Origin of the sequence: Corynebacterium lujinxingii, assembly GCF_014490555.1 — a bacterium.
Lineage (GTDB): Bacteria > Actinomycetota > Actinomycetes > Mycobacteriales > Mycobacteriaceae > Corynebacterium > Corynebacterium lujinxingii.
Genome location: NZ_CP061032.1, coordinates 1276806 through 1299981 on the forward strand (window position 1 = coordinate 1276806; position 23176 = coordinate 1299981).

Below are 23176 nucleotides of genomic sequence, written 5' to 3' on the forward strand. Positions count from 1 at the left end.
CCGTGAGTGAGACGCCGGAAACTGATAACCGCCCGCGCGCCGGGTGGATCAAAGCAGTGCCGTACGCAGTGCTGGCCGCCTACGCGCTCGGCCCGCTACTGCTCATCCCGCTTGTGTCCGGCCCGTGGCCGGTCGTGGTCTTCATCTTCGCTGTCGCCGTGATTGCGGGGCTTGTCGACGGGCTGTTTTTCCGCCCGACCTTGTCGCTGCCGATCGTCGCGGCTGCCGGGTTCTGGATCGCGCAGCTGCTCTACTTCAACGAAGGCAGCCGCATCTACACGCTCGGCGTCATCGCCGTTTGCGCCCTGGCCGCTTGGGTCGGGTCGCTGCTGCCGAGCGGTGCGGGCAGGGCATCGTCGACAAGCAAAGCGCAGGTGTAACCGATGGAAACTTGGAGCCTGAACCACCCGAAATATGGGCTGATAGAAGTTCGTGTGGGCTTCGACCGCGACTTCGCCGCCGAGGACCCGAGCTGGCCCGGCGAGGAGACGGAGAAGGACGGCACTCTCGCCACCGACGAAAACACATTGCGCGAGCGTCTCAAGCTGTGGAGCTCCAACCCGAGCGAGCGCATGGAAGTGCGTGTCGACGGCACCGTGCAGCACCGCTACAACGACGTCGAGAGCGTACGCCTCCCGCTCTTCGGTAACGGTGCGGACAACGGCGAACTCGAAGCCCCAATTGGTATCGGCGTCGACCGATCGAAACCACACCTGAAGCTGCGCGCAAGCGGTCTCGACGAACTGCTCAGCGTGGAGTTTCGCGAAGGCGACACCGTCGTCGAATTCGACCCGCCTGAAGGCTCACGGGGCGCGAAACGGCGCCGGACTATGGAGTCCAGCTCCGTGAAGCGCACGCTCATTCCAATGGCGGAGGGGCTGGGCAAAGGCGGCTGGGCGCTCGCGGTACTCATCCTCGGCCCGGTCATCACCCGCATCATCGAGCGCCTGTTGGACTACCTGCCGGATTGGGACTTGCCCGACTGGGATCTGCCCGACATCACGCTGCCGCATATGGATCTGCCGGTGCCGGACCTGCCAGCGATCCCCTGGCCGGACATCGACTTCCCCAGCTTCGACCTCCCCGACCTGCCGGAGTGGATGCTCGTCGCATTGGAGTACTCGAAGATCTGGATGCCGGTTGTCGCCGGCATCGCGGTCGGGATCGTGGCACTGCGCAACCACAAGAAGTCTGAGCAGCAAAAAGCCGCCTGGGGCGAACCCGAGGCGGCATCCGGCGAGAACGACAAACCGGAACGCTAGGCGCCGACAGCGGCGCGCAGGTCGTCGACCTTATCTGTGTGCTCCCACGGCACGTCGATATCGGTGCGGCCGAAGTGCCCGTAGGTCGCGGTCTGGCTGTAGATCGGGCGCTTCAGGTCGAGATCGCGGATGATCGCGTCCGGGCGGAGGTCGAAAACCTTCTCCACTGCCTGCTGGATCGACTCGTTCGTGTGCCCCTCGGCGGCGGTGCCGAACGTCTCCACGTACAGGCCCACCGGGTTTGCACGGCCGATCGCGTACGCGACCTGCACCTCGACACGCTCTGCGAGGCCAGCAGCCACGATGTTCTTTGCCACCCAGCGCATCGCATACGCGCCGGAGCGGTCCACCTTTGATGGATCCTTACCGGAAAACGCTCCGCCGCCGTGGCGAGCCATGCCGCCGTAGGTATCCACGATGATCTTTCGGCCGGTCAGGCCGGCATCGGCCATCGGGCCGCCGGAGATGAACGATCCGGACGGGTTCACCAGCACCTTGGTGTCGTCGCGGTAGTAGCGCTCAAGATCCGCATCCTGGATCACCCAGTCGATGACGTGCTCGCGCAACGCCTGCTCCAGCGCGGCGCCGGTGAAATCCGGGTCGTGCTGGGTGGAGATCACGATCGTGTCGATAAACGCCGGGGTTTCCCCGTCGTAGGCAAAGGTGACCTGGGTCTTGCCGTCCGGGCGCAAGCCCTCGACGATGCCCTCGTGGCGCACCTGGGACAGGCGGCGCGACAGGCGGTGCGCAGTCGCAATCGGCAGCGGCATGAACTCGGGCGTCTCGTTCGAGGCGTAACCGAACATCAGCCCCTGATCCCCCGCACCGGACTGGTCGGTCTCCTCCGTGGAGGCCTGCTCGCGCACCTCCTGGGAGGTGGTCACGCCGTCCGCGATCTCCTGCGACTGGTCGCCGATCGCGATGTTGACGCCGCAGCTGTTGCCGTCGAAGCCAACCTCGGACGAGGTGAACCCGATCTCGACGAGCTTGTCGCGCACGATCTTGGCGATATTCGAGTACGCCGACGTGCGCACCTCCCCCGCTACGTGCACTTGACCAGTGGTAACAAGTGTTTCCACTGCAACGCGGGACTGGGGATCCTGGGAGAGCATGTCGTCGAGAATCGCGTCCGAGATGGCGTCGCAAATCTTGTCGGGATGCCCCTCAGTGACGGACTCACTGGTGAACAGTCGGTAGTAAGTGTCGAGTGACAACGGGATCTTCCTTTACGTGGGCCTTGAGGCGGTTGACACAACACACTAGACCAAGCGGTCTAACTTCGCAAGGCTAGTCCGAAAGTGCTTCTACCGCGTCCCAAATTCGCACGGCCACCTCATGCTTCGTACCGTCCGGAATTTCTACCTCCCCGCCATCAGCGCTCAGCAGCCAGCCGCGATTGCGCGCCTGGCCGAACACACCGCCTCCCTCCACGGAATTGAGCATGAGCATGTCCGCTCCCTTGCGCTTGAGCTTGGCGCGGCCGTTTTCCAGCTCGTTGTCGGTCTCGGCGGCGAACCCGATGATCACCGCATCCGTCTCTCCCGCATCGCGCTTATCGACGAGCCCGCGGAGAATATCCGGGTTCTCCGTCAAGCGGATCGTGGACAGCGCGTCGTCGCTTTGCCCCTTCTTCAACTTGCTCGTGGCTTCCGACTGTGGGCGGAAGTCCGCTACGGCCGCCGCCATGACGATCACATCCGCGTCGGCGGCGCGCTCCTGCATCGCCTGTTCCATCTCCCGGGTTGACCCGACCCGCACCACCTCGGCGCCCGACGGCCCGTCCAGCTCCGCGGTCGCGCCCGCCACGATGGTCACCTCAGCGCCACGTTGCGCCGCGATGTCGCCGAGCGCAAACCCTTGCTTGCCCGACGACCGGTTGCCGATATAGCGCACCGGATCAATATTTTCCTGCGTACCACCCGCGCTGATGAGCACCCGCTTGCCGATGAGCGACTGCTCAATCGGCCCGGTTGCCAGGACAGTGCGTGCAAGCTCCGCGATGGCCCCCGGCTCCGGCAAGCGGCCCGGACCGGTGTCTTTGCCCGTGAGGCGCCCGTGCGCCGGTTCGAGCACCGTGACGCCGCGGGAGCGCAACACGTCGACGTTGTGCTGCGTCGCCGAATTCAACCACATCTCGGTGTGCATTGCCGGGGCCAGCACCACCGGGCAGGTGGCGACGAGGATGGTGGCGGCGAGAAGGTCGTCGGCACGGCCGACAGCCACGCGGGCAAGCAAGTCAGCGGTGGCGGGTGCCACCACGATCAGGTCGGCTTCTTGGCCGAGGCGCACGTGCTGGACTTCGTCCACACGCGAAAACACGCCCGTATCCACCGGATTGCCGCTCAGCGCCTCAAACGTCGCCGCACCAACAAAACGCAGCGCGCTCTCCGTCGGAATGACGCGAACATCATCCCCGCGCTCCTTGAAGTTGCGCACGAGGTGGCACGCCTTGTAGGCGGCGATCCCTCCTGCAACACCGACGACGACGTTCTTCGGGGCGTGTGTGGCTTCGCTCATGTGGTCCAAGCATACAAAACGCCGCCGCTCCAACCGTGGTGGTGGATGCGGCGGCGCACCTGTCAAAGGATTTACTGGCCTTCCTCGTGCTCGAGAAGACCTGCCTCAATCTCGCGCAGCGCGATCGACAGCGGCTTTTCGCCAGGTTCCGGAGAAACCAGCGGGCCGATGAACTCGAAGACGCCGTCCTCGGAGTTCTGGTAGAAGCTGTTGATCTGGCGTGCGCGCTTCGCGGCGAAAATCACCAGCGCGTACTTCGACGACACCTTGGTCAAAAGTTCGTCGATCGGGGGCGCGGTAATGCCTTCCGGAGTGTCGAAGACCCGCTCCTGCTGAGTGTCCTCAGCAGGAGCGGAATCCTGCGACAGTTCGTTGGTTGTCTCAGTCACTAAAACCCACTCGCTAATTGTTGTCGGATGCTGTGCCTGTAAGTATGCGCGCAATCGCCGCCACGGCCTGGTCGACATCGTCGTTGACCACAACGGTGTCGAACTCCCCCTGCGCATCGAGTTCCTCGCGCGCAGTGGTGAGCCGACGCTCGATCACGTCCGCGGTCTCGGTGCCACGGCCGGTCAGCCGCTCGACGAGTATCTCCCACGACGGGGGCGCGAGAAACACCGATTGCGCCTCAGGCATGAGCCGCTTGATGTTACGTGCCCCGGCGAGGTCGACCTCCACGAGCACAGGGCGACTTTCCTCGAGGGCCTCACGCACCGGCCCCGCAGGGGTCCCGGAGCGCTGCAGGCCACCGTGAATGTCGGCCCACTCCAGCATCTCGCCGGAGTCGATGCGCCGCTGGAAGTCATCTGCGGAAACGAAGTAATAGTCCGTGCCGTCGATCTCGCCCGGGCGCGGTGCACGGGTGGTCATCGACACAGAGAAGTAGAGGTTCGGCACCTCGCCACGCAGGCGATTGACTACCGTCGACTTACCCACGGCAGATGGGCCGGCCATAACGACCAGCTGCCCGCGGGGCGTCACCTCGGCCACGCTTAGTTCTCTTCGAAGCCGAAGCGCTCGAGCAGCGCGCGACGCTGACGCTCACCCAGGCCACGCAGGCGGCGGGTCTGAGCGATCTCCAGCTCCTCCATGATCTCGCGGGCCTTGACCTTGCCCACCTTTGGCATTGCCTCGAGGAGAGCGGAGACCTTGGTCTTGCCGATGATCTCGTCGCTATCGGCCTTATCCAGCACGTCCTTCAGCGTGGTCTCGCCGCGCTTCAGGGAAGCCTTGAGCTCTGCGCGCTGCTTGCGAGCCTCAGCCGCCTTCTCCAGGGCTGCCTTGCGCTGTTCATCAGTCAACTGTGGAAGTGCCACGGGTTCCTCCATGTAGGTAGTTCGAACATTCTGTCCAGTCCGACACGTGCCGGCGCGGGCGAGCAAACACGAATTTCATCGGTGGAAGTTCGCCACGTTCGGCACAGTCTAACACTGAGTTTGTTTTGCAACGGGCAACTGGAGCGCATTCCTGCAGCATTTCTCCACGTCGCCCGTGCGACGCACCTAAACTACCAGGGTTTTTCCCGGCGGATAAATGGACCCGCTGTTTACACCTGTTTCGCCAGTTCAGAAGCACGTTTACGCAGTTCAGCGACGTCCGGGCCCGCTGCGAGCACAGAGCGCGAAACACTGGGGAAAACGAGGTGGGAAACCTCTCCCGCAATCGCTTCGGCGTCCTGCATCGTCGCACCTTGAGCGCCGATGCCCGGCATGAGCACCGGCGCGTTGAGGCGGTCGAGCACGGGCGGCTTCGCCACCGTCGCGCCGACGACGACCCCGACGTGCCCGATGCCCGCGCCCAGGTTGTACTCGGCGCACTCGTCGACCATCCGCTGCGAGACCATCCGGCCGTCAATGTCGCTGGTCTGGAACGCTTCTGCTTCCGGGTTGGAGTTCGCCGCCATCACAAACACGCCCTTGCCGTGCTCTGCGGCCAATTTGATCGCGGGGTCGAGCGAACCGACCCCGAGATACGGCGTGAGTGTTACCGCGTCCGCCTCCAGCGGTGAGCCGGGCTGCAACCATGCAGCTGCGTATCCGGCCATCGTGGAGCCGATGTCGCCGCGTTTCGCATCAGCGACGACCAGTGTGCCGGCCTCACGCAACGCCACGAGCGTTTCCTCCAATACCGCAAATCCTGCAGATCCGAAACGCTCATAGAACGCCACCTGGGGCTTGACCAGCGCTGTCGCGCCGGCAAACGCTTCGACACACGTGCGGGAGAACTCGCGCAGTCCGTCGACCGTGTCGGACAACCCCCACTGCTCCAGCAGCGCAGCGTGCGGGTCGATGCCGACGCACAGCCGACCGTGCTTCTGCCCCGCTGCAACGAGGCGGTCTCCGAACGACTGCGCCATCTACGCCTCACCCTGTACCGCTACGTCCGCCTCACTCGCGGCGGCGTGCTCGAGCTCCTGGAGGCTGGTGACCTCAATGGTGTTGCTGCGCACGGCCTCGATGCCCTGCACCGCTGCGGTAACCCCCTGCACGTCAGTCATGATCGCCACATCCGCGATAACAGCGGCAGCACGGATGTCGTAGCCGTCGTGGCGCGCGGTCGTCGAGCCCGCCGGGGTGTTCAGGATCAAATCGATCTCGCCGTCAAGGATGCGGTCCACAATCGATTTACCGTCGGCGCCGGCGCGCACCTCGGAGCCCTTCAACGCGACCTCGCATTCAATGCCGTTGCGTCGCAGCATCTGTGCGGTACCTCTCGTCGCAATGACCTTGAAGCCCATCGTGGACAGACGCTGGATCGGGAAGATCAGGGTGCGCTTGTCGTGGTTAGCCAGGGAGACGAACACGGAGCCCTCGGTGGGCAGTTCACCGTAGGCTGCGGCCTGCGCCTTGGCGTAGGCCACGCCGAACGACGGCGCGAGACCCATGACCTCACCGGTCGACTTCATCTCCGGGCCGAGGATGGTGTCCAAAATGGAGCCGTCCGGACGACGGAAGCGGCTAAACGGCAGCACGGCCTCCTTCACCGCAATCGGGTGATTCAGCGGCAGGGAGCCGCCGTCGTAGTCGCCCGGGATGAGCCCTTCTTCGCGAAGCTCCGCGATCGTCGCACCCATCATCACTCGCGCGGCGGCCTTCGCCAGGTGCACACCGGTGGCCTTGGAGACGAACGGCACGGTGCGCGAGGCGCGAGGGTTGGCTTCGATGACGTAGAGGATGTCGTCCTTCAACGCGAACTGGACGTTCATCAGTCCCTCGACACCAATGCCGTGCGCGAGTGCTTCGGCGGAACGGCGCACATTGGCAATGTCGTCCGGACCGATGGTCATCGGCGGCATGGCGCAGGCGGAATCGCCGGAGTGGATGCCGGCTTCCTCGATGTGTTCCATCACTCCGCCGAGGTAGACCTCGGTGCCGTCGGAGAGCACATCAACGTCGATCTCGATGGCGTTGTCCAAGAATCGGTCCACGAGCACCGGGTGATCCGGGGTAAGTTCGGTGGCCCGTTCGATGTAGTCGCGCAAGGAGTCTTCGTCGTAGACGATCTCCATGCCACGGCCGCCGAGCACGTACGACGGGCGCACGAGCACCGGGTAGCCCACGTTGGATGCGACCTTGCGCGCCTCCTCGAAGGACGTCGCGGTACCGAACGCCGGCGCCGGCAGGTTGGCCGCTTCGAGGACCTTGCCAAACTCGCCGCGGTCCTCCGCCAGGTCGATCGCCTCGGGGCTCGTGCCGACGACCGGCACACCCGCGTCAGCTAGACGCTGCGCAAGCCCCAGCGGGGTTTGGCCACCGAGCTGGACGATCACGCCGGCGACCTCGCCGGTTGCGGCTTCGGCACGGTAGATCTCCATGACGTCTTCGAACGTCAACGGCTCGAAGTAAAGACGGTCCGCGGTGTCGTAGTCGGTGGAGACTGTCTCCGGATTGCAGTTGACCATCACCGTTTCGTAGCCGACGCGGGAGAGCTCCAGGGCGGCGTGCACGCAGGAGTAGTCGAACTCGATGCCCTGTCCGATGCGGTTCGGACCGGAGCCCAAAATGATGACCTTGCCCTTGCTGTTGTCCTTCGGGGCGAAGCTGCCCACCTCGGACTCCGCCGCCGGGTCAAGCTCGTAGGCGGAGTACAGGTACGGCACCTGGGCGTCGTACTGGCCGGAGCAGGTGTCCACCGTCTTAAACGTCGGGTGGATATCGAGCGACCAGCGCAGTTGGCGCACGCCGTCCTCGCCGGCGAGTTCGGGGCGAAGGGCCGCGATCTGGGCGTCGGACAGCCCTTGAGCCTTCGCCTCGCGCAGCAGATCAGCGTCGAGCACGGGGGCGTCGACAAGCGTCTGCCTGAACTCCACGAGCGCGGCGACTTCCTCGAGGAACCACGGGTCGATACCGGATGCGGCGTAAACGTCGTCGACACTCGCGCCGAGGCGCAACGCCAGTTCCACGTCGTAGAGGCGCTTGTCGGTTGGGACCTTGAGATCCTCCAGCACTGCTGCGACGTCGGTGGCGCGCTCTGCGGCGAAATACTCGTCCGGCTTGGTCCAGAAGCCGCTGGGCTTGTCCTCCATGGAACGCATGACCTTATTCAGGCCCTGGATGTAGTTGCGGCCGATGCCCATCGCCTCACCGACGGCCTTCATAGAGGTACCCAGTGTCTCGTCGGAACCCGGGAACTTCTCAAAGGTAAAGCGCGGCATCTTGACGATGACGTAGTCGAGGGTCGGCTCCTCGAGCGCAGTGGTGGCCCCGCCGGTCATGTCGTTGGCGATCTCGTCGAGGGTGTAGCCGATGGCCAAACGCGTGGCCACCTTTGCAATCGGATACCCGGTGGCCTTGGATGCCAGCGCCGAGGAGCGCGACACACGCGGGTTCATCTCGATGGTGATCATGCGGCCGTCTTTGGGGTTGATCGCGAACTGGATGTTGCAACCGCCGGTTTTCACGCCGACTTCGCGGATGATCGCTTTGCCCTGCTCGATCATCGTGTTGACCTCGTCTTCGGTCATCGTGAGCACCGGCGCCACGGTGACGGAATCGCCGGTGTGCACGCCCATCGCGTCAACGTTTTCGATGGTGGCGACGGTGATGCAGTTGTCGGCGGAATCGCGGATAAGCTCGAGCTCGATCTCCTTCCAGCCCAGGATCGACTCCTCAATCAGCACGTTCGCTTCCGGCGAGGCGGCAAGGCCATCGCCGGCGATGCGGTGCAGATCGTCCATGTTGTAGGCCAGACCGGAGCCGAGACCGCCCATAGTGAAGGAGGGGCGCACCACGCACGGGAAACCAAGCTCCGCGACGGTTTCTTCCACCTCGTCCATGGTGTAGCAGACTCGCGAGCGGGCGGATTCGCCGCCGACTTTCTCCACGATGTCCTTGAACTTCTGACGGTCCTCGCCGCGCTCGATGGCGTCGATGTCGGCGCCGATCAGTTCCACGCCGTGCTTGTCCAGAATCCCGAGGCGGTCCAGCTTAATTGCCGCGTTCAGTGCGGTCTGACCACCGAGCGTCGGCAGGATCGCGTCCACCGGGTGGCCTTGTTCTGCCTCGCGCGCCAGGATGCGGTCGATGTAGGCCGGCTCAATCGGCTCGACGTAGGTGTGGTCGGCGAACTCGGGGTCGGTCATAATCGTCGCCGGGTTCGAGTTCACCAGCGTCACGCGCAGGCCCTCGTCTTTGAGCACGCGGCACGCCTGAGTGCCCGAGTAGTCGAACTCGCAGGCCTGTCCGATGACAATCGGCCCGGAGCCGATGACCAGGACGTGGTTGAGGTCTTCTCGCTTCATAAGTGTTCTCCTGGTTCCTACTTAGCGTCTTGCTTGTCGACGACTACTTCACCGCGCACGGTCTTCCCCTCGCGCTGTTGCGCGGCAACGGTGCGCACCAATTTGCGCGTGTCCACACCCCAGATGCCGGTTACTCCCTGTGCGGAAAGTTCCGCATCGAGGCCGCGCTGCGCTTTCTGGTTGGATGCGAGACGGGACAGGTCGCGGATGACCACGGCGCCTACTGTGATGTCGGTGCGGCCCTCGCCTGCACCCTCACCGGTCCAGCCGACGTTGCCGATCTGCGGGGTGGCGAACACAAGGATCTGGCCGTCGCGCTCAGGCGTGCACAGTTCGCGCTCGTAGCCGAACATGTCAGTGGTAAACGCGACGGCACCGGCGATTTCGGCGTCGGGATCCGCGCCCAAGAGGAATCCTGGGAATTCTTCGCCGCTGTCGAGCACGAGCTTCGCGCGGGTGCGTTGGTTGTATGGCTGTGTCATGGGGTTAGGCCTTCTTTGCGGAGTAGGTTCGGGTGCCGCGCAGCCAGGTGCCGACCACGCGGGCGTTGAATGCGGTGCCTTCGTATGGGGTGTTCGACGCCTTGGACGCCATGTCCTTGCCGTTTGCGGTCCAGGCCGCGTCGGGGTTGACCAGGGTGAGGTTTGCCGGCTCGCCCTCGGCGATCGGCCGGCCCTGATCTGCCAGACGCAGGATCTCGGCCGGACGCTCGGACATCACCTTTGCGACGAAACGCCAGTCGGCCAGGCCAGCCTCAACGAACACGCGGTGGACGATCGCAAGGGAAGTCTCCAGCCCCAGCATGCCGGGTTTGGCGTGCTCGAACTCGACACACTTGTCCTCGGAGCCGTGCGGGGCGTGGTCAGTGGCGACGACATCGACGGTGCCGTCTAACAACGCTTGCTTGAGCGCTTCAGCGTCGCGCAGCTCGCGCAGCGGCGGGTTGACGCGGAACACGCCGTCGTAGGTGGCGAGCTTTTCGTCGGTCAGCATCAGGTGGTGCGGGGTGACCTCGGCGGTGACGTCGACACCCTGTGCCTTGGCGAAGCGCAGCAGTTCCACGGTGCCCTCTGTGGAGGCGTGGCACAGGTGGTAGCGCCCGCCGTAGTCGCGGGTCATGATGACATCGCGCGCGACGATCGACTCTTCTGCGACCCGCGGCCAGCCGCGCAGGCCGAGGCGAGCGGCCCGCTCGCCCTCGTGGGCGACCGCCCCCTCGGTCATGCGGTGGTCTTCGGCGTGCTGCGCGAGGATCACGTCGTGTGCCTTGGCGTACTCGATAGCCCGGCGCATCAGCTGCGGGTCGTTGACGCACCTGCCGTCGTCGGAAAACATCCGCACGTGGCTGCGCGCCATGAGACCGATCTCGGTGAGCTGCTTGCCGGCAAGTCCTTGAGTAATGGAGCCGACCGGGTAGACGTCGCACTTGCCGTATGCCTGACCCTTCTCCCAGACGGCGTCGGCGAGGAACGGCTGGTCGATCACCGGGTTCGTGTTCGCCATAGTAAACACGGCGGTAAACCCGCCCTTGGCTGCAGCGTCGGAGCCGGTGGCGATGGTCTCAGTGTCTTCGCGGCCCGGCTCGCGCAGGTGGACGTGCATGTCCACCAGTCCCGGCAGGAGCACGTTGCCTTCGCCGTCGACGATCTCGTCGGCATTGTCGAACGGGGTGTTCGCGACCTCGACGATCACGCCGTCGTCGATAAGCAAATGCGCGACGTCCTCGCCGTACGGGCGGACGTTGTTCAAAGCGAGCGTGGTCACTTGACGGCTCCTTCCTCGTCGCCGGCGCCGGCGAGCAGTGTGAACAGCACGGCCATGCGGGTGTACACGCCGTTGGAGACCTGGCCGAGCACAACCGCGTTGTCGCGGTCGGCCACGTCGTAGTTGATTTCCATGCCTCGCAGCATCGGGCCCGGGTGCATGATCAGCGCATCCGGCTTCATGCGGTTGGCGCGATCGACGCTCAACCCGTAGAGGGTCGCGTACTCGCGGTGCGACGGGAAGAAACCGCCGTTCATGCGCTCGGCCTGCACGCGCAACATCATGACCACGTCGGCTGCCTCGATCTCGGCGTCGAAGTCGTAGGCCACGCGCGCCGGCCAGTACTCCACACCAGTGGGCAGCAGCGTCGGCGGCGCGACGAGGACAACCTCCGCGCCGAGGGTGTTGAGCAGATCCACGTTGGAGCGCGCAACGCGCGAGTGCAAAATGTCGCCGACAATAAGGACGCGTGTACCGGCAACGTCGCCAATGTGCTGGCGCATGGTCACCGCGTCCAGCAGCGCCTGGGTGGGGTGCTGGTGCTGGCCGTCGCCAGCGTTGATGATGCTGGTCTCCGGCAGCCACTTCCGCAGCAGCTGCGCCGCGCCGGAGGCCGGGTGGCGCATGATGATCGCATCCGCGCCGACCGCCTCGAGGGTGGCTGCGGTGTCTTTGAGCGACTCGCCCTTTTTCACCGACGACGACGAGGCCGACAGGTTAATCACGTCGGCGCTCATCCACTTGCCGGCAGTCTCGAACGACGAGCGTGTGCGGGTGGAGTTTTCGTAAAACAGCGTCATGACCGTGCGCCCGCGCAGAGTGGGCAACTTCTTGATGTCGCGGCCGTCCAGCGCTTCACGGAACCGGTCCGCCTCGTCCATCAGCCCGATGATCTCCTCGCGGCTGAGATCCGCGATGTCGATGAGGTGTTTCATTTACGCCTCCCGTTCCAGGGTCACGCGGTCCTCACCGTCGAGCTGGGCAATGGCGACGGTGACGTCTTCGTCTTTCGAGGTGGGGATGTTTTTGCCCACGTAGTCGGCGCGGATCGGCAGTTCGCGGTGGCCGCGGTCAACCAGCACTGCGAGCTGGATCGCCGCCGGGCGACCGATGTCGCGCAGCGAGTCGAGCGCGGCGCGGATGGTGCGGCCGGAGTATAAGACGTCGTCGACAAGCACCACGATCAACCCGTCGATGTCGACCGGGATGTTGGTGGGGCGTAGCGCGCGGTGCGGCTTGTCGCGCAAATCATCGCGGTAGAGGGTGACGTCGAGACTGCCCACGGGCACGCTCACGCCGGAAAATTCCTCGACCGCGTCAGCGATGCGCTGCGCGAGCGGCACTCCGCCGGACGGGATTCCCAGCAAGATGACCTGCGGTCCATCTCCTTCGTCCAGCGCTGTCTTTTCGATGATCTGGTGCGCGATGCGTGCAACAGTGCGTCCGACGTCTTGAGCGTTCAACAGCTCAACCGTCGTCCGTTCGTTTCCACTCATCGACCCTCCTTCCCCGCCTCTCTGTGCGGCATTTAAAGGAAACAATCGACGCGGTCCCGCTTGTCGGGGCCGTGTGTAGTCTCGGAGACTGCGCTTCACATTAGCACCGGCGCACCTCTACCGCGAAGGACTTCTCTCCCATGGGCATTCACGCCACGTATTTCCTCCCCTTCAACCGCGAAACTGTGTGGCGCTGGCACACCCGCCCGGGGGCGGTCACGCGACTCACCCCAGGATTTCTGCCGATGCGAGTGGCCCAAGAGGCTGCGTCGATCCGCAGCGGAACCACGGTGTTCGACTTGCCCGCGGGACAACGATGGGTCGCTCGTCACGACGACAACGGCTACGTCGCCGGTGCACAGTTCACCGACTTTGCCTCCAACGAACCGCTGCGCAGCACGACCCAGTGGCGTCACGTCCACCGCTTCGAGGATGCGCCCGGAGGCACCGTGCTTAGCGACGACGTCCGCTCCCGCATCCCCGAAGCCGTCCTTCGCGCCGCGTGGGCGTACCGGCAACGCCAACTCCTCGAAGACCTCACATTCATCAACTCGCTACCGCAGCAACCGCAGCTCACGGTGGCGATGACGGGCTCGTCAGGCCTCGTCGGCACGCACCTGCGCGCGCAGCTGACCACCGCCGGCCATAGCGTGATCCAACTGGTGCGAGGGCACGCACGCCCCGGCCAACGCCACTGGGACATGGACAACCCGGATCCGGACTTGCTGCGCGGCGTGGATGCGGTGATCCACCTGGCGGGCGAGTCCATCATGGGCCGGTTCACCGACAAGAAGAAGCACAAAATCGCCGCGTCGCGGATCGAACCGACACGCAAACTCGCCCGCCTAGCCGCCGAAACCGGGGTGCAAACCTTCGTGTCCGCGTCCGCGGTCGGCTACTACGGCACCGACGCCGGCGACGTGGCCCGCACCGAAAGCGACGGCCCCGGCAATGGCTTCCTCGCCGACGTCTGTGCACGGTGGGAGGACGCCTCGCGTGTCGACGGGATGCGCACCGTCAACATCCGCACCGGCCTCGCCCTCTCCGGCGCCGGCGGCCTATTACCGGTGCTCAAAGCCAGTGTCAACGCAGGCCTTTCCGCGCGCTTCGGCGACGGTGACTTCTGGATGAGTTGGGTCGCCCTCGACGACCTGACCGACATCTACACACGCACGCTCGTCGACGACACCGTCACCGGCCCCGTCAACGCCACCGCTCCAGAGCCGGTGACCAACGCCGAAATGTCCGCCACCTTGGCCTCGCTTTTGCACCGGCCGAACCTGCTGTCCATCCCTCAGTTCGGGCCGAAGCTCCTGCTCGGCAACGAGGGCGCGCACGAACTCGCGCTGGCGGACCAGCGTGCGGTGCCGGTCGTCGCAAAGCAACACGGCTGGAGATTCCGCTACCCCACCCTCGAGGCCGCGCTGCGACACGAGTTGGGCATGGAGGAACAGGTACCCTCGCAAGGGTGACTACAGAAGACACTGAAGCCATCCAGCCAAGCGAGCACCCCGAGCGCAACGTCACCGAGAAAGTGACGCCCGAGGCCGTCGCCAAGATCTTCGAGGAGGAAAACCTCGAGTATCGCATCGAGGATCAGACGGTGCGCTCCGGGTTCATCAACGCCGCGATCGTCATCGCCATTGACGACGACCACCTCATTTTCGAGGCACTGTGGCGCGGCGAGTTCCCGCGCGACGCTGCATCACAGGTGCTCTACGCCTGCAACGAGCACAACCAGACGCACTTCGCGCCGACGCTGCGTTTCTTCGAACGCGGCGAGGACCAACTCGCGGTCAGCGCCATCCGTTCGATGCACATCGGTGACGGCGCCTCGTTCAACCAGTTGGGTTCGTTCGTCATCACGTCCATCGACGCGACGCTCCAAGCGTTTGACTTTTTGAAGACCACATTCCCCACCGTCGTGAATTGGGAGGAACCGCAGCAGTGAGTAACGCAACGCTCGTCACCATCGACCGTGTCATCGCCACCTTGGCGGGCCAAGGCATCGGAGCCGCCGACGACCCGTCCGGCCGCGCGGCGCACGCCAACCACAACGGCTACAACCTGTTGTTCGTGCTGCTCGACTCGGTGCTCATCGCCCGCGCCGATTCCGTCACTGACACCCCGGCCGACACCCCGGATGCGACGCTCTACCTTGCTGCCAACCAGGTCAACAGCTCGTATTTGGACGCGCGCGCCCTGGTGGTCAATCGCACCGAGAACATCGTCGTACGCACCGAAGCCGAGATCCCCGTCGGTGCCGGGCTTGCCGACGACCAACTCGCCACCGCCTTAAACGCCTCCGTCGCCGGCGTGATGGAGACCCAGGACGCCATGCGCGTCCTCGTCGGCGAGATCAAGCGCACCGCCGAGGAAGCCGGCGCGGAAGAAGACTAGGAGTTCGCCAGCCGCTCGAGCTCGACTTCCGGATCGAAGTCCGGCTCGGGCCACTCCAAGTCAAGCGAGTCGAGAGCGTCGAACAGCAGCGCCTTAATCACGCTGCGGCAGTACTTCTTGTTATCGGAAGGAATGCAGTACCACGGGGCAACATCCGTGGACGTGCGCGTCAGCGCAATCTGGTAGGCGGCCATGAACTGACTCCACAGCTTCCGGTCCTCGATATCGCCCGCGTTGTACTTCCAGTGCTTGTCTGCGCGCTCGATGCGCTCCTTCAAGTTCTGCGCCTGGAAATCACGGGAAATGTGCGGCATGACCTTGATGATCTTCGTGCCCCGCGCAGCAATCTCGTTTTCAAACTCCACGATCGCGCCGTAGCGGCGCTCGATCTCCTCCGGCGGCGCCATCTGTTTCACGCGCTGCACCAGCACGTCTTCGTAGTGCGAACGGTCGAACACGCTGATCTGGCCCGGCTCCGGCAAGTGCTCGTAGAAGCGCCAGAGGAAGTCGTGCGACGCCTCCTCCTCGGTCGGCCGGCCGAAAGCCTTGACGTGGACGCCTTGCAGGTCCATCGTTTCGCCGATCACGTGCCGGATAATGCCGCCCTTGCCGGAGGTGTCCATTCCCTGCAACACGAGCAGTACGGAGCCTGCGTTGTCGTTGCCCACCCGGCTGTTGGCGAACAGGCGGCGCTGCAGGTCGTCCAGGTCGTCGTCGTAGTCGTGGAACACATCGTCCACGTCGGAGACGTCCGGCGTCGCCGTCGGATCCACATCCGCAAGCTGGAAATCCGGCCCGACGCGGAACTGCTTGGCCTCTTCAACGGTGAGTTTCGACATACGTTTCCTTTCAGCTGTGCTCGCACATACGCGAAAGTCGTTACCTGATGGTCGTTGACGCGCTTCCGAAAGCGACATTACGACCTCTAGGTAACGACTTATAGCAGGCCTAAACGACTAATCGCGGTTTCCCGCCCGGTCTGCATCCGCATCGAACGACTCGGTGGACTCGGCGATCTCTCGGGCTTGCTTGGCGGTATCCGCTTCGGCAGCGCCGGATTCGACCTGCGCCCCCGGCTCGGACGGCGCCGGAGCCGCGTCTTCGGTCTCGACTAGGATGGGAGCATTCTGCTCATCCTCCTCGACCGGGTACGCGTCATCCGCCTCCTCGCCCGCAAACGGAGCGAACGGCGAGTTCGGATCCAGCGACTGCGCGATACGGTCCAGCACGGCGTTGATGTACGGTGCGGCCTTCGCTCCCGAGTACTCCGCGGCCATCTCGACGGCCTCCTTGATGGAAATCGGCGCGTCGACCTCGTCGTTAAACAAGATTTCCCACGAGGCCACGCGCAAGATCTGCCTATCGACGGCCGGCAAACGGAACAGCTCCCAGTCGTCGGAAAGCGAGCGCTCGATGGCGTCGTCCAAATCATCGAGCTTCTCTGCCGCGCCCGCCACGATGGTGCGGGTGTAGTCGGCGATTGGCGCCACTGCGTTCTGCGGGTTCTGCGACAGCTCCGTGCGGTCCTCGACGATCGCGACTGGGTCAATGTCCCGAGTCTCCGCCTCGAACAAGATGTCCACTGCGCGACGCCGCGCGCGGTAGCGGGCGCCGTGACGTTTGTAGTCGGGCATTAGTTGTTCACACGCGAGAGGTACTCGCCGGTGCGGGTGTCCACCTTGACCACGTTGCCGGTCTCAAGGAACAGCGGAACCTGGATCTCAGCACCCGTCTCCAGGGTGGCCGGCTTGGTGCCGCCCGAGGAACGGTCGCCCTGCAGGCCCGGCTCGGTGTGCTCGATGGCCAGGTCGACGGAAATCGGCAGCTCAGCGAACAGCGCGTCACCTTCGTGGAAGGAGACCTGCACACGCATGTTCTCCTGCAGGAAACGAGCCGCATCGCCGAACTTCTCGGCCGGGAGCTCGAACTGCTCGAAGGTCTTGTCGTCCATGACGACGTAGTTGGTGCCGTCGTTGTACAGGTAGGTCATGTCGCGGCGATCCACCGTCGCGGTTTCCACCTTCACACCAGCGTTCCAGGTCTTCTCCACCGTCTTGCCGGAGACGACGTCCTTGAGCTTGGTGCGCACGAACGCCGGACCCTTGCCGGGCTTGACGTGCTGGAACTCGACAATCTGCTGCAGTTTGCCATCGACCTTCAGCACAAGGCCGTTCTTAAAATCGGCGGTAGTTGCCATGGGTGGTACCTTCCTCGTCAAACTCGCGGGTGGTGTGCAAACACAGCAATGCTACAGCACCGTCAAATCCTTCGGGTACTCGGTGATGATGCGTGGTTTGCCCGACGTGATCACCAACGTGTCTTCGATACGCACACCGGTTTTGCCAGGGATGTAGATGCCCGGTTCGATGGTGAGCGTCATTCCCTCCTCCAGCGTGCCGGTGCCGGTCTTCGCCGCGTACGGGCCTTCGTGCACGTCCAACCCGACGCCGTGGCCGGTGGAATGCACGAAGTACTCGCCGTATCCCGCTTCCTCGATCACGTCCCGACACGCCTTGTCCACGTCCGCCAACTTCGTCCCCGGCGTCGACGCCTTCACACCAGCGAGCTGCGACGCGAGCGTGACCTCGTAGATCTCCCGCTCGAGGCTCCCCACCTCGCCGATGGCGAACGTGCGGGTCATGTCCGAGTTGTAGCCGAGACGGTGCATACCGTAATCGATAGTGACAAGGTCACCGTCGGCAATGATGCGCTCGCCCGCCTGGTGGTGCGGTTTGGACGCGTTCGGGCCAGAGGCGACGATGGTGTCGAAGCTTGGGCGCTCGGCTCCGAGACGGCGCATGCGGTATTCGAGGTCAGCGGCTACCTCGAGTTCAGAGCGCCCCGCACGCAGATCCCCTGCCTCGACGAGCTCCTCGAGCGCCTGAGTTGCCAGCTGCGCGGCTTCGGTCAAGCGAGTGAGCTCGAGTTCCTCCTTCTTCAGGCGGATCTCCTCTATCACGCCGGAGACCGGGACGAGTGTGACGCCCTCCGGGCACTCCGCCTCTAGGCGCTTCAACTCGGAAACTGAGACGAAATCCGCCTCGAAGCCCACACGGTGCCCCACCGAAACCTGGGAAAGCAGCTCGACTGCGGTCTTCCGGCCGATGGTCGCGGTGATGTCCGGAACTTCCTCCGCGATCTGCGTGGTGTACCGGCCGTCCGTGGCGATCTTTGCGGTGCGGTCCTTCGATACCAGAAGCGACCCGTTCGAGCCTGTGAACCCGGACAAGTAGCGCACGTGGGTCAGGTGGGTGACAAGCATGTCGTCGATACGCTGTGCTGCGAGTTTCGACGAGAGCTTACGGCGGCGGGTCTCAAAGCGAGTGTCGGCCAGAGCCATCAGTTCCTCCTTGCGAAGTAATCCAACGCGAGCCCGTAACCGTCGGTGCCCAGTCCCGCAATCACACCAATCGCGATCGGCGAGAGATACGAGTGGTGGCGGAACGGCTCGCGCGCGTGCACGTTGGAAATGTGCACCTCAATAAATCCGTGGTGATCATTCAGTTCTACCAGCGCGTCGCGCAGCGCGACCGAAGTGTGCGTCAATCCCCCCGGGTTGATGATCACTGCCCAGCCGCTATCCGCGGCCTCGTGCACCCAATCGATCAGCTCACCTTCGTAATTGGACTGCCGGCACTCGATCTCCACGCCGCGTTGTTCCGCTTGCTCACGCAATTGCTTCTCGACGACCGCCAGCGTGGTCGAGCCGTACACCTCCGGCTGACGTTTGCCGAGCCTGTTTAAATTCGGCCCGTTGAGCACTAGAACTTTCATCGTCTACTCCGAAATCTTCGCGTACGCCTCGCGCATCTCGTCCATGGTCGCGTCCTCCAAGCGTGTGCACGAGCCAAGGCCGTCCAGAACCACAAACCGGATGCGCCCGTCGCGGTTCTTCTTGTCCAGCAGCATCGCGGCGTGCAGCTCGTCGAAGGCGCCTGCCTCGTAGCGGGTGGGCAAGCCGGCGCCAGTGAGGATCGTGTCGTGGAGGGCAACCAGGGTGCCGTCGATAAGCCCGCGCCCGTTTGCCAGGTGCGCGACGAACATCATGCCTACCGCCACAGCATTGCCGTGGCGCCAGGTGTAATGCTCGCGGCGCTCAATCGCGTGACCGAGGGTGTGGCCGTAGTTTAAAATCTCGCGCAGACCGGACTCCTTGAGGTCCTGGCCGACGACATTCGCCTTCACCGCCACGGAACGCTGGACAAGTTCTGCCCAGTGGTTGTCCGGGCCTTCTTCGTAGAGGTCCAGGATTCGCGGGTCCGCGATAAACCCCGTCTTAATCAGCTCGGCAGAGCCCGACACCACTTCCGGTTGGGGCAACGTGTCGATGCGGGCCAAATCGATAAACACCGCATCCGGCTCGTGGAACGCGCCGACTAGGTTTTTGCCGGCAGCCGTGTTGATGCCGGTTTTGCCGCCGACAGCCGCGTCCACCATCGCCAGAAGCGTCGTGGGCACCTGCACGACCTTGATGCCGCGCATCCACGTCGCCGCAGCAAAGCCGGCGAGATCGGTCACCGCCCCACCGCCGAGGCCAACCACCGTGTCCTGGCGGGAGAACTGGTTGGCGCCGAGTTGTTCCCACAACCCTGCGAGCACGTCGAGGTCTTTCCCGGCCTCGGCGTCCGGCACACACGCGAGCACCGGTTCGACGCCGCGCTCCCGCAGCAACCGGTCGAGCACCTCGGCAGGTTCGCGCAGCGGCCCCTGGTGCACCACCAAGGCCCGGCGGGCACCCGAAGCCGACACGTGCGCGGCGACATCACCGAGGTTGTCGCTGCCGATATGAACGTCGTACGGGCTGGGACCTGTCACGGGCACAACTGCCATGGCCTGCTCCTTAGTTGGTGTCGATGAAACCGAGGATTTCGGCGACCACGCGCTGGGGCGGGCGTTCGTCGGTACGCACGCGGAACGTGGACACCTCACGGTAGAACGACTCTCGCTGCGCCATCAGGTCGCGGTAGCGCTGCTCCCGGTCGTCGGCGTCGAGGACGGGGCGCGACGCGTCCTCGGCGGTGCGGCGGATGCCCTCTTCAGCGCTGACATCGATCCACACCACGGTGTGGCGCTGCAACAGCTGGCGGACCTTCTCCGTGACTACGGCACCGCCGCCGAGGCTGACCACACCGCCGGTAGCGAGTGCTCGCGCAACATACTCAACCTCGAGCTCGCGGAACGCCTCCTCGCCGAGTTCGGCGTAAACCTCGCCGCAGGGCTTGCCTTTCGCCTGCTCGATCAGCACATCGGAATCGACAATCGGCAGATTCAACGCGCTGGCCACCCGTCGACCGATGGTGGACTTTCCGGAGCCCGGCATACCGACAAGGACGACGCGCGGAGCGTGATGCACCATCGCCGGCGCGGATTCAACCAGCTCGGTCGCACTCGGCGCATCGTTGTCGTCGAATAGCGCGCCTTCGGCGGTGACGTCGTTGACCAGGTCAAACGTTCGGGTTTCGGTGGTGCTAGTCATCTGCGTCCTCTCCGCGGGTGAAGTCGAGCCGCTGTGCAACGTAATCCTTGTACGCCGCCACATTGCGCTTGACTTCCTCGATCGTGTCTCCCCCAAATTTCTCCGCCACCGCTTGTGCGAGCACGAGCGCGACCATTGCCTCTGCGACAACACCGCCGGCGGGCACCGCGCAAACGTCGGAACGCTGGTGAATACCGGTCGCAGCATCGCCGGACGACATATCCACAGTCTTTAGCGCACGCGGCACCGTCGAGATCGGCTTCAACGCCGCACGCACGCGGAGCTGCTCGCCGTTAGTCATCCCGCCTTCGAGACCGCCCGCGCGGTTGGTGAGTCGGCGGACGCCGTCGGCGGTGCGTTCCATCTCGTCGTGCGCGTGCGAGCCGCGGCGACGTGCTTCCTCGAAACCGTCGCCAACTTCCACGCCCTTGACCGACTGGATGCTCATCAGCGCACCCGCCAACTGCGCATCGAGACGACGCTCGCCAGAAACATGCGCACCGAGCCCGATCGGCAGCCCGTCCACGATCACCTCGACAATGCCGCCGAGGGTGTCGCCGTCTTTCTTCGCGGCTTCGATGCACGAGACCATGTCGGCTTCGGCGTCCTTGTCAAACGCCCGCACCGGAGAGGTGTCGATGGCATCAATATCGTCGAAACTCGGTGCCGGGCCCTCGTAAGGGGCAGACTCCCCGATGGAGACCACGTGCGAGAGCACTTCGACCCCGAGCACCTCACGTAGGAAGCTGCGTGCCACCGTTCCAGCGGCCACGCGCGCCGCAGTCTCGCGTGCCGACGAGCGCTCCAACACAGGCCGCGCCGAGTCGAAGCCGTACTTCAACATGCCGGCAAAATCCGCATGCCCCGGGCGAGGACGGGTCAACGCGGCACCACGGCCCGAGGCCAGCTCTTTGGCCACAGCAGGGTCTTTTTCGTCGACCGGTTCGGCGGACATAATCGTGGTCCACTTCGGCCACTCCGTGTTGCCGATTTGGATTGCGATCGGACTGCCGATCGACACACCGTGTACAACACCCGTCAGCAACGTGAGCTCGTCGGCCTCGAACTTCATGCGGGCACCGCGGCCGTACCCGAGACGGCGGCGCGCCAACTGATGAGCAATGTCTTCCTTCAGCACCGGCACCCCGGAAGGCATGCCCTCCACGAGTGCCATCAGCCCCTGGCCGTGCGATTCCCCGGCAGTTGTCCAACGAAGCATGGCGACATTCTCGCACAGCACAGGGACAAAGATGTCCTTATACCCCGAAATACATCCCTGCGCCCCACGCCGCCGCCAACATCGACGGCCCGTGGGGCATCGTGCGGCTCCCCGACACTGCTGCGAAACACCCGGTAACCAGGCCAGATAACCCTATCGCGAGCAGCACAGCCGGAAGCCCGCCAACCGCGGCGCACACCACCCCCAGCGGCACAGCCAACTTGATGTCTCCCCCGCCGATGCCCCGGCCGGACGCGAGATAGATTCCCGGCCACAACAGCGCGCCGACGATCTGTGGCTGCCCGACTGCTAGAGCGACAAGCGTTGCGACGACCCCCGCCAGCGCCGGCGGCACCGTCAACGCATTCGGCAGCCTGCGCCGCGTCACGTCAAACCAGCACAGCGTGAGCGACCAACTAACGGCAACGCTTACCCCGAGAAATCCCCCGATCCCCATGGCAACGCAGCGTAGCCCAGCTGCGTCGGTTACGCCCTGCGGTGCTCCAGCAATGCATGGCGCATCGCGTCCCGGGGCGCGTCAACGCCGGTGAACTGCTCAAACTGAGCATACGCCTGGCCCGCAAGCATCGACAGCCCACCCACGGTCGGATATCCGTTCGCCGCAGCGTGAGTCGCAATCGCGCTCGGCCAAGGCTCGTAAATCACGTCGAACACCGGCGCGTGCGCCAACTCCGCCGCGTACTGGTCCGCCACACCTGCCGGCACTGTCGAGACAACCACGTCCGTCGCGGAGGTGAGGTCCGCAAGACCAGCATCGAAGCCCACGAACCGAAGGTTCATTCCGCGTGAAAGGTCGGCGTATTCCGCAGAACGGTCCGACCGGTTGACCAGTGTGACATCGGTGCACCCCACCGAGCGAAGCGCCCACATCACCGCGCGTGCGGTGCCGCCCGCTCCGACTACGACCGCACGGCGCGGCGTGGCCTGTCCCAGCAGTTCGTTCAGCGCTGCGACCACGCCCTCGCAGTCGGTGTTGTCGGCGCGCCAGCGGGTGTCGTCGATACGCGTCAACGTATTCGCGGAGCCGATCTCGCGCGCGCGGTCGGTGACCTCATCAGCGAACTCGAGAGCCGCAAACTTACACGGCATGGTCACTGAAAAGCCGTGAAACGACGGATTTGCGCCGCGCACGAGCCCAGGAAGCTCGTCGGCGGTGCACAGCATCCGCGAGTACTCCCAGCCCTCGAGCCCGGCGGCCTCGAAGCCGGCGGTATGCAGCACCGGGGACAGGGAATGTTCGATCGGCGAGCCGAGAACCGCAGCGCGGTGCGTGATCGCCAT

25 protein-coding genes and 1 pseudogene are annotated in these 23176 nt (G+C 64.5%); 5 read left to right on the forward strand and 21 right to left on the reverse strand.

The genetic code is table 11. The features are described from left to right. The first annotated feature begins 2 nt into the window (after window positions 1-2). Complete coding sequence (locus IAU68_RS06305) at window positions 3-380, forward strand: hypothetical protein (protein ID WP_171194041.1); 378 nt, start codon at window positions 3-5, stop codon at window positions 378-380. Window positions 381-383: 3 nt separating this feature from the next. Further along, on the forward strand, window positions 384-1262 hold the full coding sequence (locus IAU68_RS06310; protein WP_171194042.1) for a hypothetical protein: 879 nt from the start codon (window positions 384-386) through the stop codon (window positions 1260-1262). Here the strand turns inward: IAU68_RS06310 and metK are convergent. The 11 genes from metK to pyrR form a co-directional block, all read right to left on the reverse strand. Continuing rightward, window positions 1259-2476 carry a methionine adenosyltransferase gene (gene metK, locus IAU68_RS06315; protein ID WP_171194043.1) on the reverse strand — a complete coding sequence of 406 codons (1218 nt, stop codon included), beginning with the start codon at window positions 2474-2476 and terminating at the stop codon, window positions 1259-1261. The genes IAU68_RS06310 and metK overlap by 4 nt on opposite strands. A gap of 73 nt (window positions 2477-2549) precedes the next feature. Then, entirely contained in the window at window positions 2550-3779 is a 1230-nt protein-coding gene (coaBC, locus tag IAU68_RS06320; RefSeq protein ID WP_407928704.1) for a bifunctional phosphopantothenoylcysteine decarboxylase/phosphopantothenate--cysteine ligase CoaBC, read from the reverse strand. A gap of 71 nt (window positions 3780-3850) precedes the next feature. Further along, on the reverse strand, window positions 3851-4168 hold the full coding sequence (gene rpoZ, locus IAU68_RS06325) for a DNA-directed RNA polymerase subunit omega (protein WP_407928705.1): 318 nt from the start codon (window positions 4166-4168) through the stop codon (window positions 3851-3853). A 13-nt stretch (window positions 4169-4181) separates the two neighbouring features. Continuing rightward, a complete protein-coding gene (gmk, locus tag IAU68_RS06330) occupies window positions 4182-4769 on the reverse strand; it encodes a guanylate kinase (protein WP_171194045.1) in 588 nt (195 codons plus the stop codon). 2 nt (window positions 4770-4771) lie between these two features. After that, window positions 4772-5095: an integration host factor, actinobacterial type gene (gene mihF / locus IAU68_RS06335; protein ID WP_171194046.1), complete on the reverse strand. Its 324-nt coding sequence runs from the start codon at window positions 5093-5095 to the stop codon at window positions 4772-4774. A gap of 230 nt (window positions 5096-5325) precedes the next feature. Then, entirely contained in the window at window positions 5326-6135 is an 810-nt protein-coding gene (pyrF, locus tag IAU68_RS06340; RefSeq protein WP_171194047.1) for an orotidine-5'-phosphate decarboxylase, read from the reverse strand. Next, complete coding sequence (gene carB, locus IAU68_RS06345; RefSeq protein ID WP_171194048.1) at window positions 6136-9519, reverse strand: carbamoyl-phosphate synthase large subunit; 3384 nt, start codon at window positions 9517-9519, stop codon at window positions 6136-6138. It lies immediately after the preceding gene. Between the two features lie 17 nt (window positions 9520-9536). Then, window positions 9537-10001: a carbamoyl-phosphate synthase domain-containing protein gene (locus IAU68_RS06350; protein WP_171194049.1), complete on the reverse strand. Its 465-nt coding sequence runs from the start codon at window positions 9999-10001 to the stop codon at window positions 9537-9539. Between the two features lie 4 nt (window positions 10002-10005). Then, entirely contained in the window at window positions 10006-11283 is a 1278-nt protein-coding gene (locus tag IAU68_RS06355; RefSeq protein ID WP_171194050.1) for a dihydroorotase, read from the reverse strand. Then, window positions 11280-12218: an aspartate carbamoyltransferase catalytic subunit gene (locus IAU68_RS06360; protein ID WP_171194051.1), complete on the reverse strand. Its 939-nt coding sequence runs from the start codon at window positions 12216-12218 to the stop codon at window positions 11280-11282. The genes IAU68_RS06355 and IAU68_RS06360 overlap by 4 nt, the downstream gene beginning before the upstream one ends. Next, window positions 12219-12779: a bifunctional pyr operon transcriptional regulator/uracil phosphoribosyltransferase PyrR gene (pyrR, locus tag IAU68_RS06365; protein ID WP_171194052.1), complete on the reverse strand. Its 561-nt coding sequence runs from the start codon at window positions 12777-12779 to the stop codon at window positions 12219-12221. Window positions 12780-13363: 584 nt separating this feature from the next. Here pyrR and IAU68_RS06370 point away from each other — a divergent pair. The 3 genes from IAU68_RS06370 to IAU68_RS06380 are packed head-to-tail and all read left to right on the forward strand — an operon-like array spanning window position 13364 to window position 15179. After that, window positions 13364-14251 carry a TIGR01777 family oxidoreductase gene (locus tag IAU68_RS06370; RefSeq protein WP_407928706.1) on the forward strand — a complete coding sequence of 296 codons (888 nt, stop codon included), beginning with the start codon at window positions 13364-13366 and terminating at the stop codon, window positions 14249-14251. Further along, window positions 14248-14730 (forward strand): YbjN domain-containing protein, encoded by a 483-nt coding sequence (locus tag IAU68_RS06375; protein ID WP_231698980.1) that lies wholly within the window; start codon window positions 14248-14250, stop codon window positions 14728-14730. Before IAU68_RS06370 ends, IAU68_RS06375 begins: the two co-directional genes overlap by 4 nt. Then, entirely contained in the window at window positions 14727-15179 is a 453-nt protein-coding gene (locus tag IAU68_RS06380; RefSeq protein WP_171194054.1) for a YbjN domain-containing protein, read from the forward strand. Before IAU68_RS06375 ends, IAU68_RS06380 begins: the two co-directional genes overlap by 4 nt. On the opposite strand, the gene IAU68_RS06385 is transcribed toward IAU68_RS06380, so the two are convergent. The 10 genes and pseudogenes from IAU68_RS06385 to IAU68_RS06430 all read right to left on the reverse strand — a co-directional run bounded on the left by IAU68_RS06385 (window position 15176) and on the right by IAU68_RS06430 (window position 23176). Next, window positions 15176-16018, reverse strand: coding sequence for a PPK2 family polyphosphate kinase (locus IAU68_RS06385; RefSeq protein ID WP_171194055.1), 843 nt, complete (start codon window positions 16016-16018; stop codon window positions 15176-15178). The two genes, IAU68_RS06380 and IAU68_RS06385, sit on opposite strands and share 4 nt — an antisense overlap. A gap of 291 nt (window positions 16019-16309) precedes the next feature. Beyond that, window positions 16310-16813 (reverse strand): annotated as a pseudogene (gene nusB / locus IAU68_RS06390) (transcription antitermination factor NusB); the annotation flags it as partial. Next, window positions 16813-17376 carry an elongation factor P gene (gene efp, locus IAU68_RS06395; RefSeq protein ID WP_171194057.1) on the reverse strand — a complete coding sequence of 188 codons (564 nt, stop codon included), beginning with the start codon at window positions 17374-17376 and terminating at the stop codon, window positions 16813-16815. The pseudogene nusB and the gene efp, both read right to left, overlap by 1 nt. A 51-nt stretch (window positions 17377-17427) precedes the next feature. After that, window positions 17428-18519 (reverse strand): M24 family metallopeptidase, encoded by a 1092-nt coding sequence (locus IAU68_RS06400; RefSeq protein WP_171194058.1) that lies wholly within the window; start codon window positions 18517-18519, stop codon window positions 17428-17430. Beyond that, window positions 18519-18953, reverse strand: a complete 435-nt coding sequence (gene aroQ / locus IAU68_RS06405; protein WP_171194059.1) for a type II 3-dehydroquinate dehydratase — start codon at window positions 18951-18953, stop codon at window positions 18519-18521. The genes IAU68_RS06400 and aroQ overlap by 1 nt, the downstream gene beginning before the upstream one ends. A gap of 3 nt (window positions 18954-18956) precedes the next feature. Next, on the reverse strand, window positions 18957-20009 hold the full coding sequence (aroB, locus tag IAU68_RS06410) for a 3-dehydroquinate synthase (RefSeq protein WP_171194060.1): 1053 nt from the start codon (window positions 20007-20009) through the stop codon (window positions 18957-18959). A gap of 10 nt (window positions 20010-20019) precedes the next feature. Then, the gene (locus IAU68_RS06415; RefSeq protein WP_171194153.1) at window positions 20020-20535 is read right to left on the reverse strand and encodes a shikimate kinase; all 516 of its coding nucleotides are present in this window, start codon (window positions 20533-20535) and stop codon (window positions 20020-20022) included. A 112-nt stretch (window positions 20536-20647) separates the two neighbouring features. Continuing rightward, complete coding sequence (gene aroC / locus IAU68_RS06420) at window positions 20648-21874, reverse strand: chorismate synthase (RefSeq protein WP_171194061.1); 1227 nt, start codon at window positions 21872-21874, stop codon at window positions 20648-20650. Window positions 21875-21911: 37 nt separating this feature from the next. Next, entirely contained in the window at window positions 21912-22331 is a 420-nt protein-coding gene (locus tag IAU68_RS06425; protein WP_171194062.1) for a prepilin peptidase, read from the reverse strand. A 29-nt stretch (window positions 22332-22360) separates the two neighbouring features. Then, window positions 22361-23176: a shikimate dehydrogenase gene (locus IAU68_RS06430; RefSeq protein WP_171194063.1), complete on the reverse strand. Its 816-nt coding sequence runs from the start codon at window positions 23174-23176 to the stop codon at window positions 22361-22363.

Coding starts and splice junctions, on each gene's coding strand:
- pyrR (WP_171194052.1), bottom strand. CDS start 12,779: ATGAGTGGAAACGAACGGACGACGGTTGAGCTGTTGAACGCTCAAGAC.
- IAU68_RS06370 (WP_407928706.1), top strand. CDS start 13,364: ATGACGGGCTCGTCAGGCCTCGTCGGCACGCACCTGCGCGCGCAGCTG.
- efp (WP_171194057.1), bottom strand. CDS start 17,376: ATGGCAACTACCGCCGATTTTAAGAACGGCCTTGTGCTGAAGGTCGAT.
- coaBC (WP_407928704.1), bottom strand. CDS start 3,779: ATGAGCGAAGCCACACACGCCCCGAAGAACGTCGTCGTCGGTGTTGCA.
- IAU68_RS06415 (WP_171194153.1), bottom strand. CDS start 20,535: ATGGTGCATCACGCTCCGCGCGTCGTCCTTGTCGGTATGCCGGGCTCC.
- IAU68_RS06360 (WP_171194051.1), bottom strand. CDS start 12,218: ATGAAACACCTCATCGACATCGCGGATCTCAGCCGCGAGGAGATCATC.
- IAU68_RS06350 (WP_171194049.1), bottom strand. CDS start 10,001: ATGACACAGCCATACAACCAACGCACCCGCGCGAAGCTCGTGCTCGAC.
- pyrF (WP_171194047.1), bottom strand. CDS start 6,135: ATGGCGCAGTCGTTCGGAGACCGCCTCGTTGCAGCGGGGCAGAAGCAC.
- aroQ (WP_171194059.1), bottom strand. CDS start 18,953: ATGAAAGTTCTAGTGCTCAACGGGCCGAATTTAAACAGGCTCGGCAAA.
- IAU68_RS06310 (WP_171194042.1), top strand. CDS start 384: ATGGAAACTTGGAGCCTGAACCACCCGAAATATGGGCTGATAGAAGTT.
- aroB (WP_171194060.1), bottom strand. CDS start 20,009: ATGGCAGTTGTGCCCGTGACAGGTCCCAGCCCGTACGACGTTCATATC.
- IAU68_RS06430 (WP_171194063.1), bottom strand. CDS start 23,176: ATGGCGATCACGCACCGCGCTGCGGTTCTCGGCTCGCCGATCGAACAT.
- IAU68_RS06400 (WP_171194058.1), bottom strand. CDS start 18,519: ATGGCTCTGGCCGACACTCGCTTTGAGACCCGCCGCCGTAAGCTCTCG.
- IAU68_RS06385 (WP_171194055.1), bottom strand. CDS start 16,018: ATGTCGAAACTCACCGTTGAAGAGGCCAAGCAGTTCCGCGTCGGGCCG.
- aroC (WP_171194061.1), bottom strand. CDS start 21,874: ATGCTTCGTTGGACAACTGCCGGGGAATCGCACGGCCAGGGGCTGATG.
- IAU68_RS06425 (WP_171194062.1), bottom strand. CDS start 22,331: ATGGGGATCGGGGGATTTCTCGGGGTAAGCGTTGCCGTTAGTTGGTCG.
- carB (WP_171194048.1), bottom strand. CDS start 9,519: ATGAAGCGAGAAGACCTCAACCACGTCCTGGTCATCGGCTCCGGGCCG.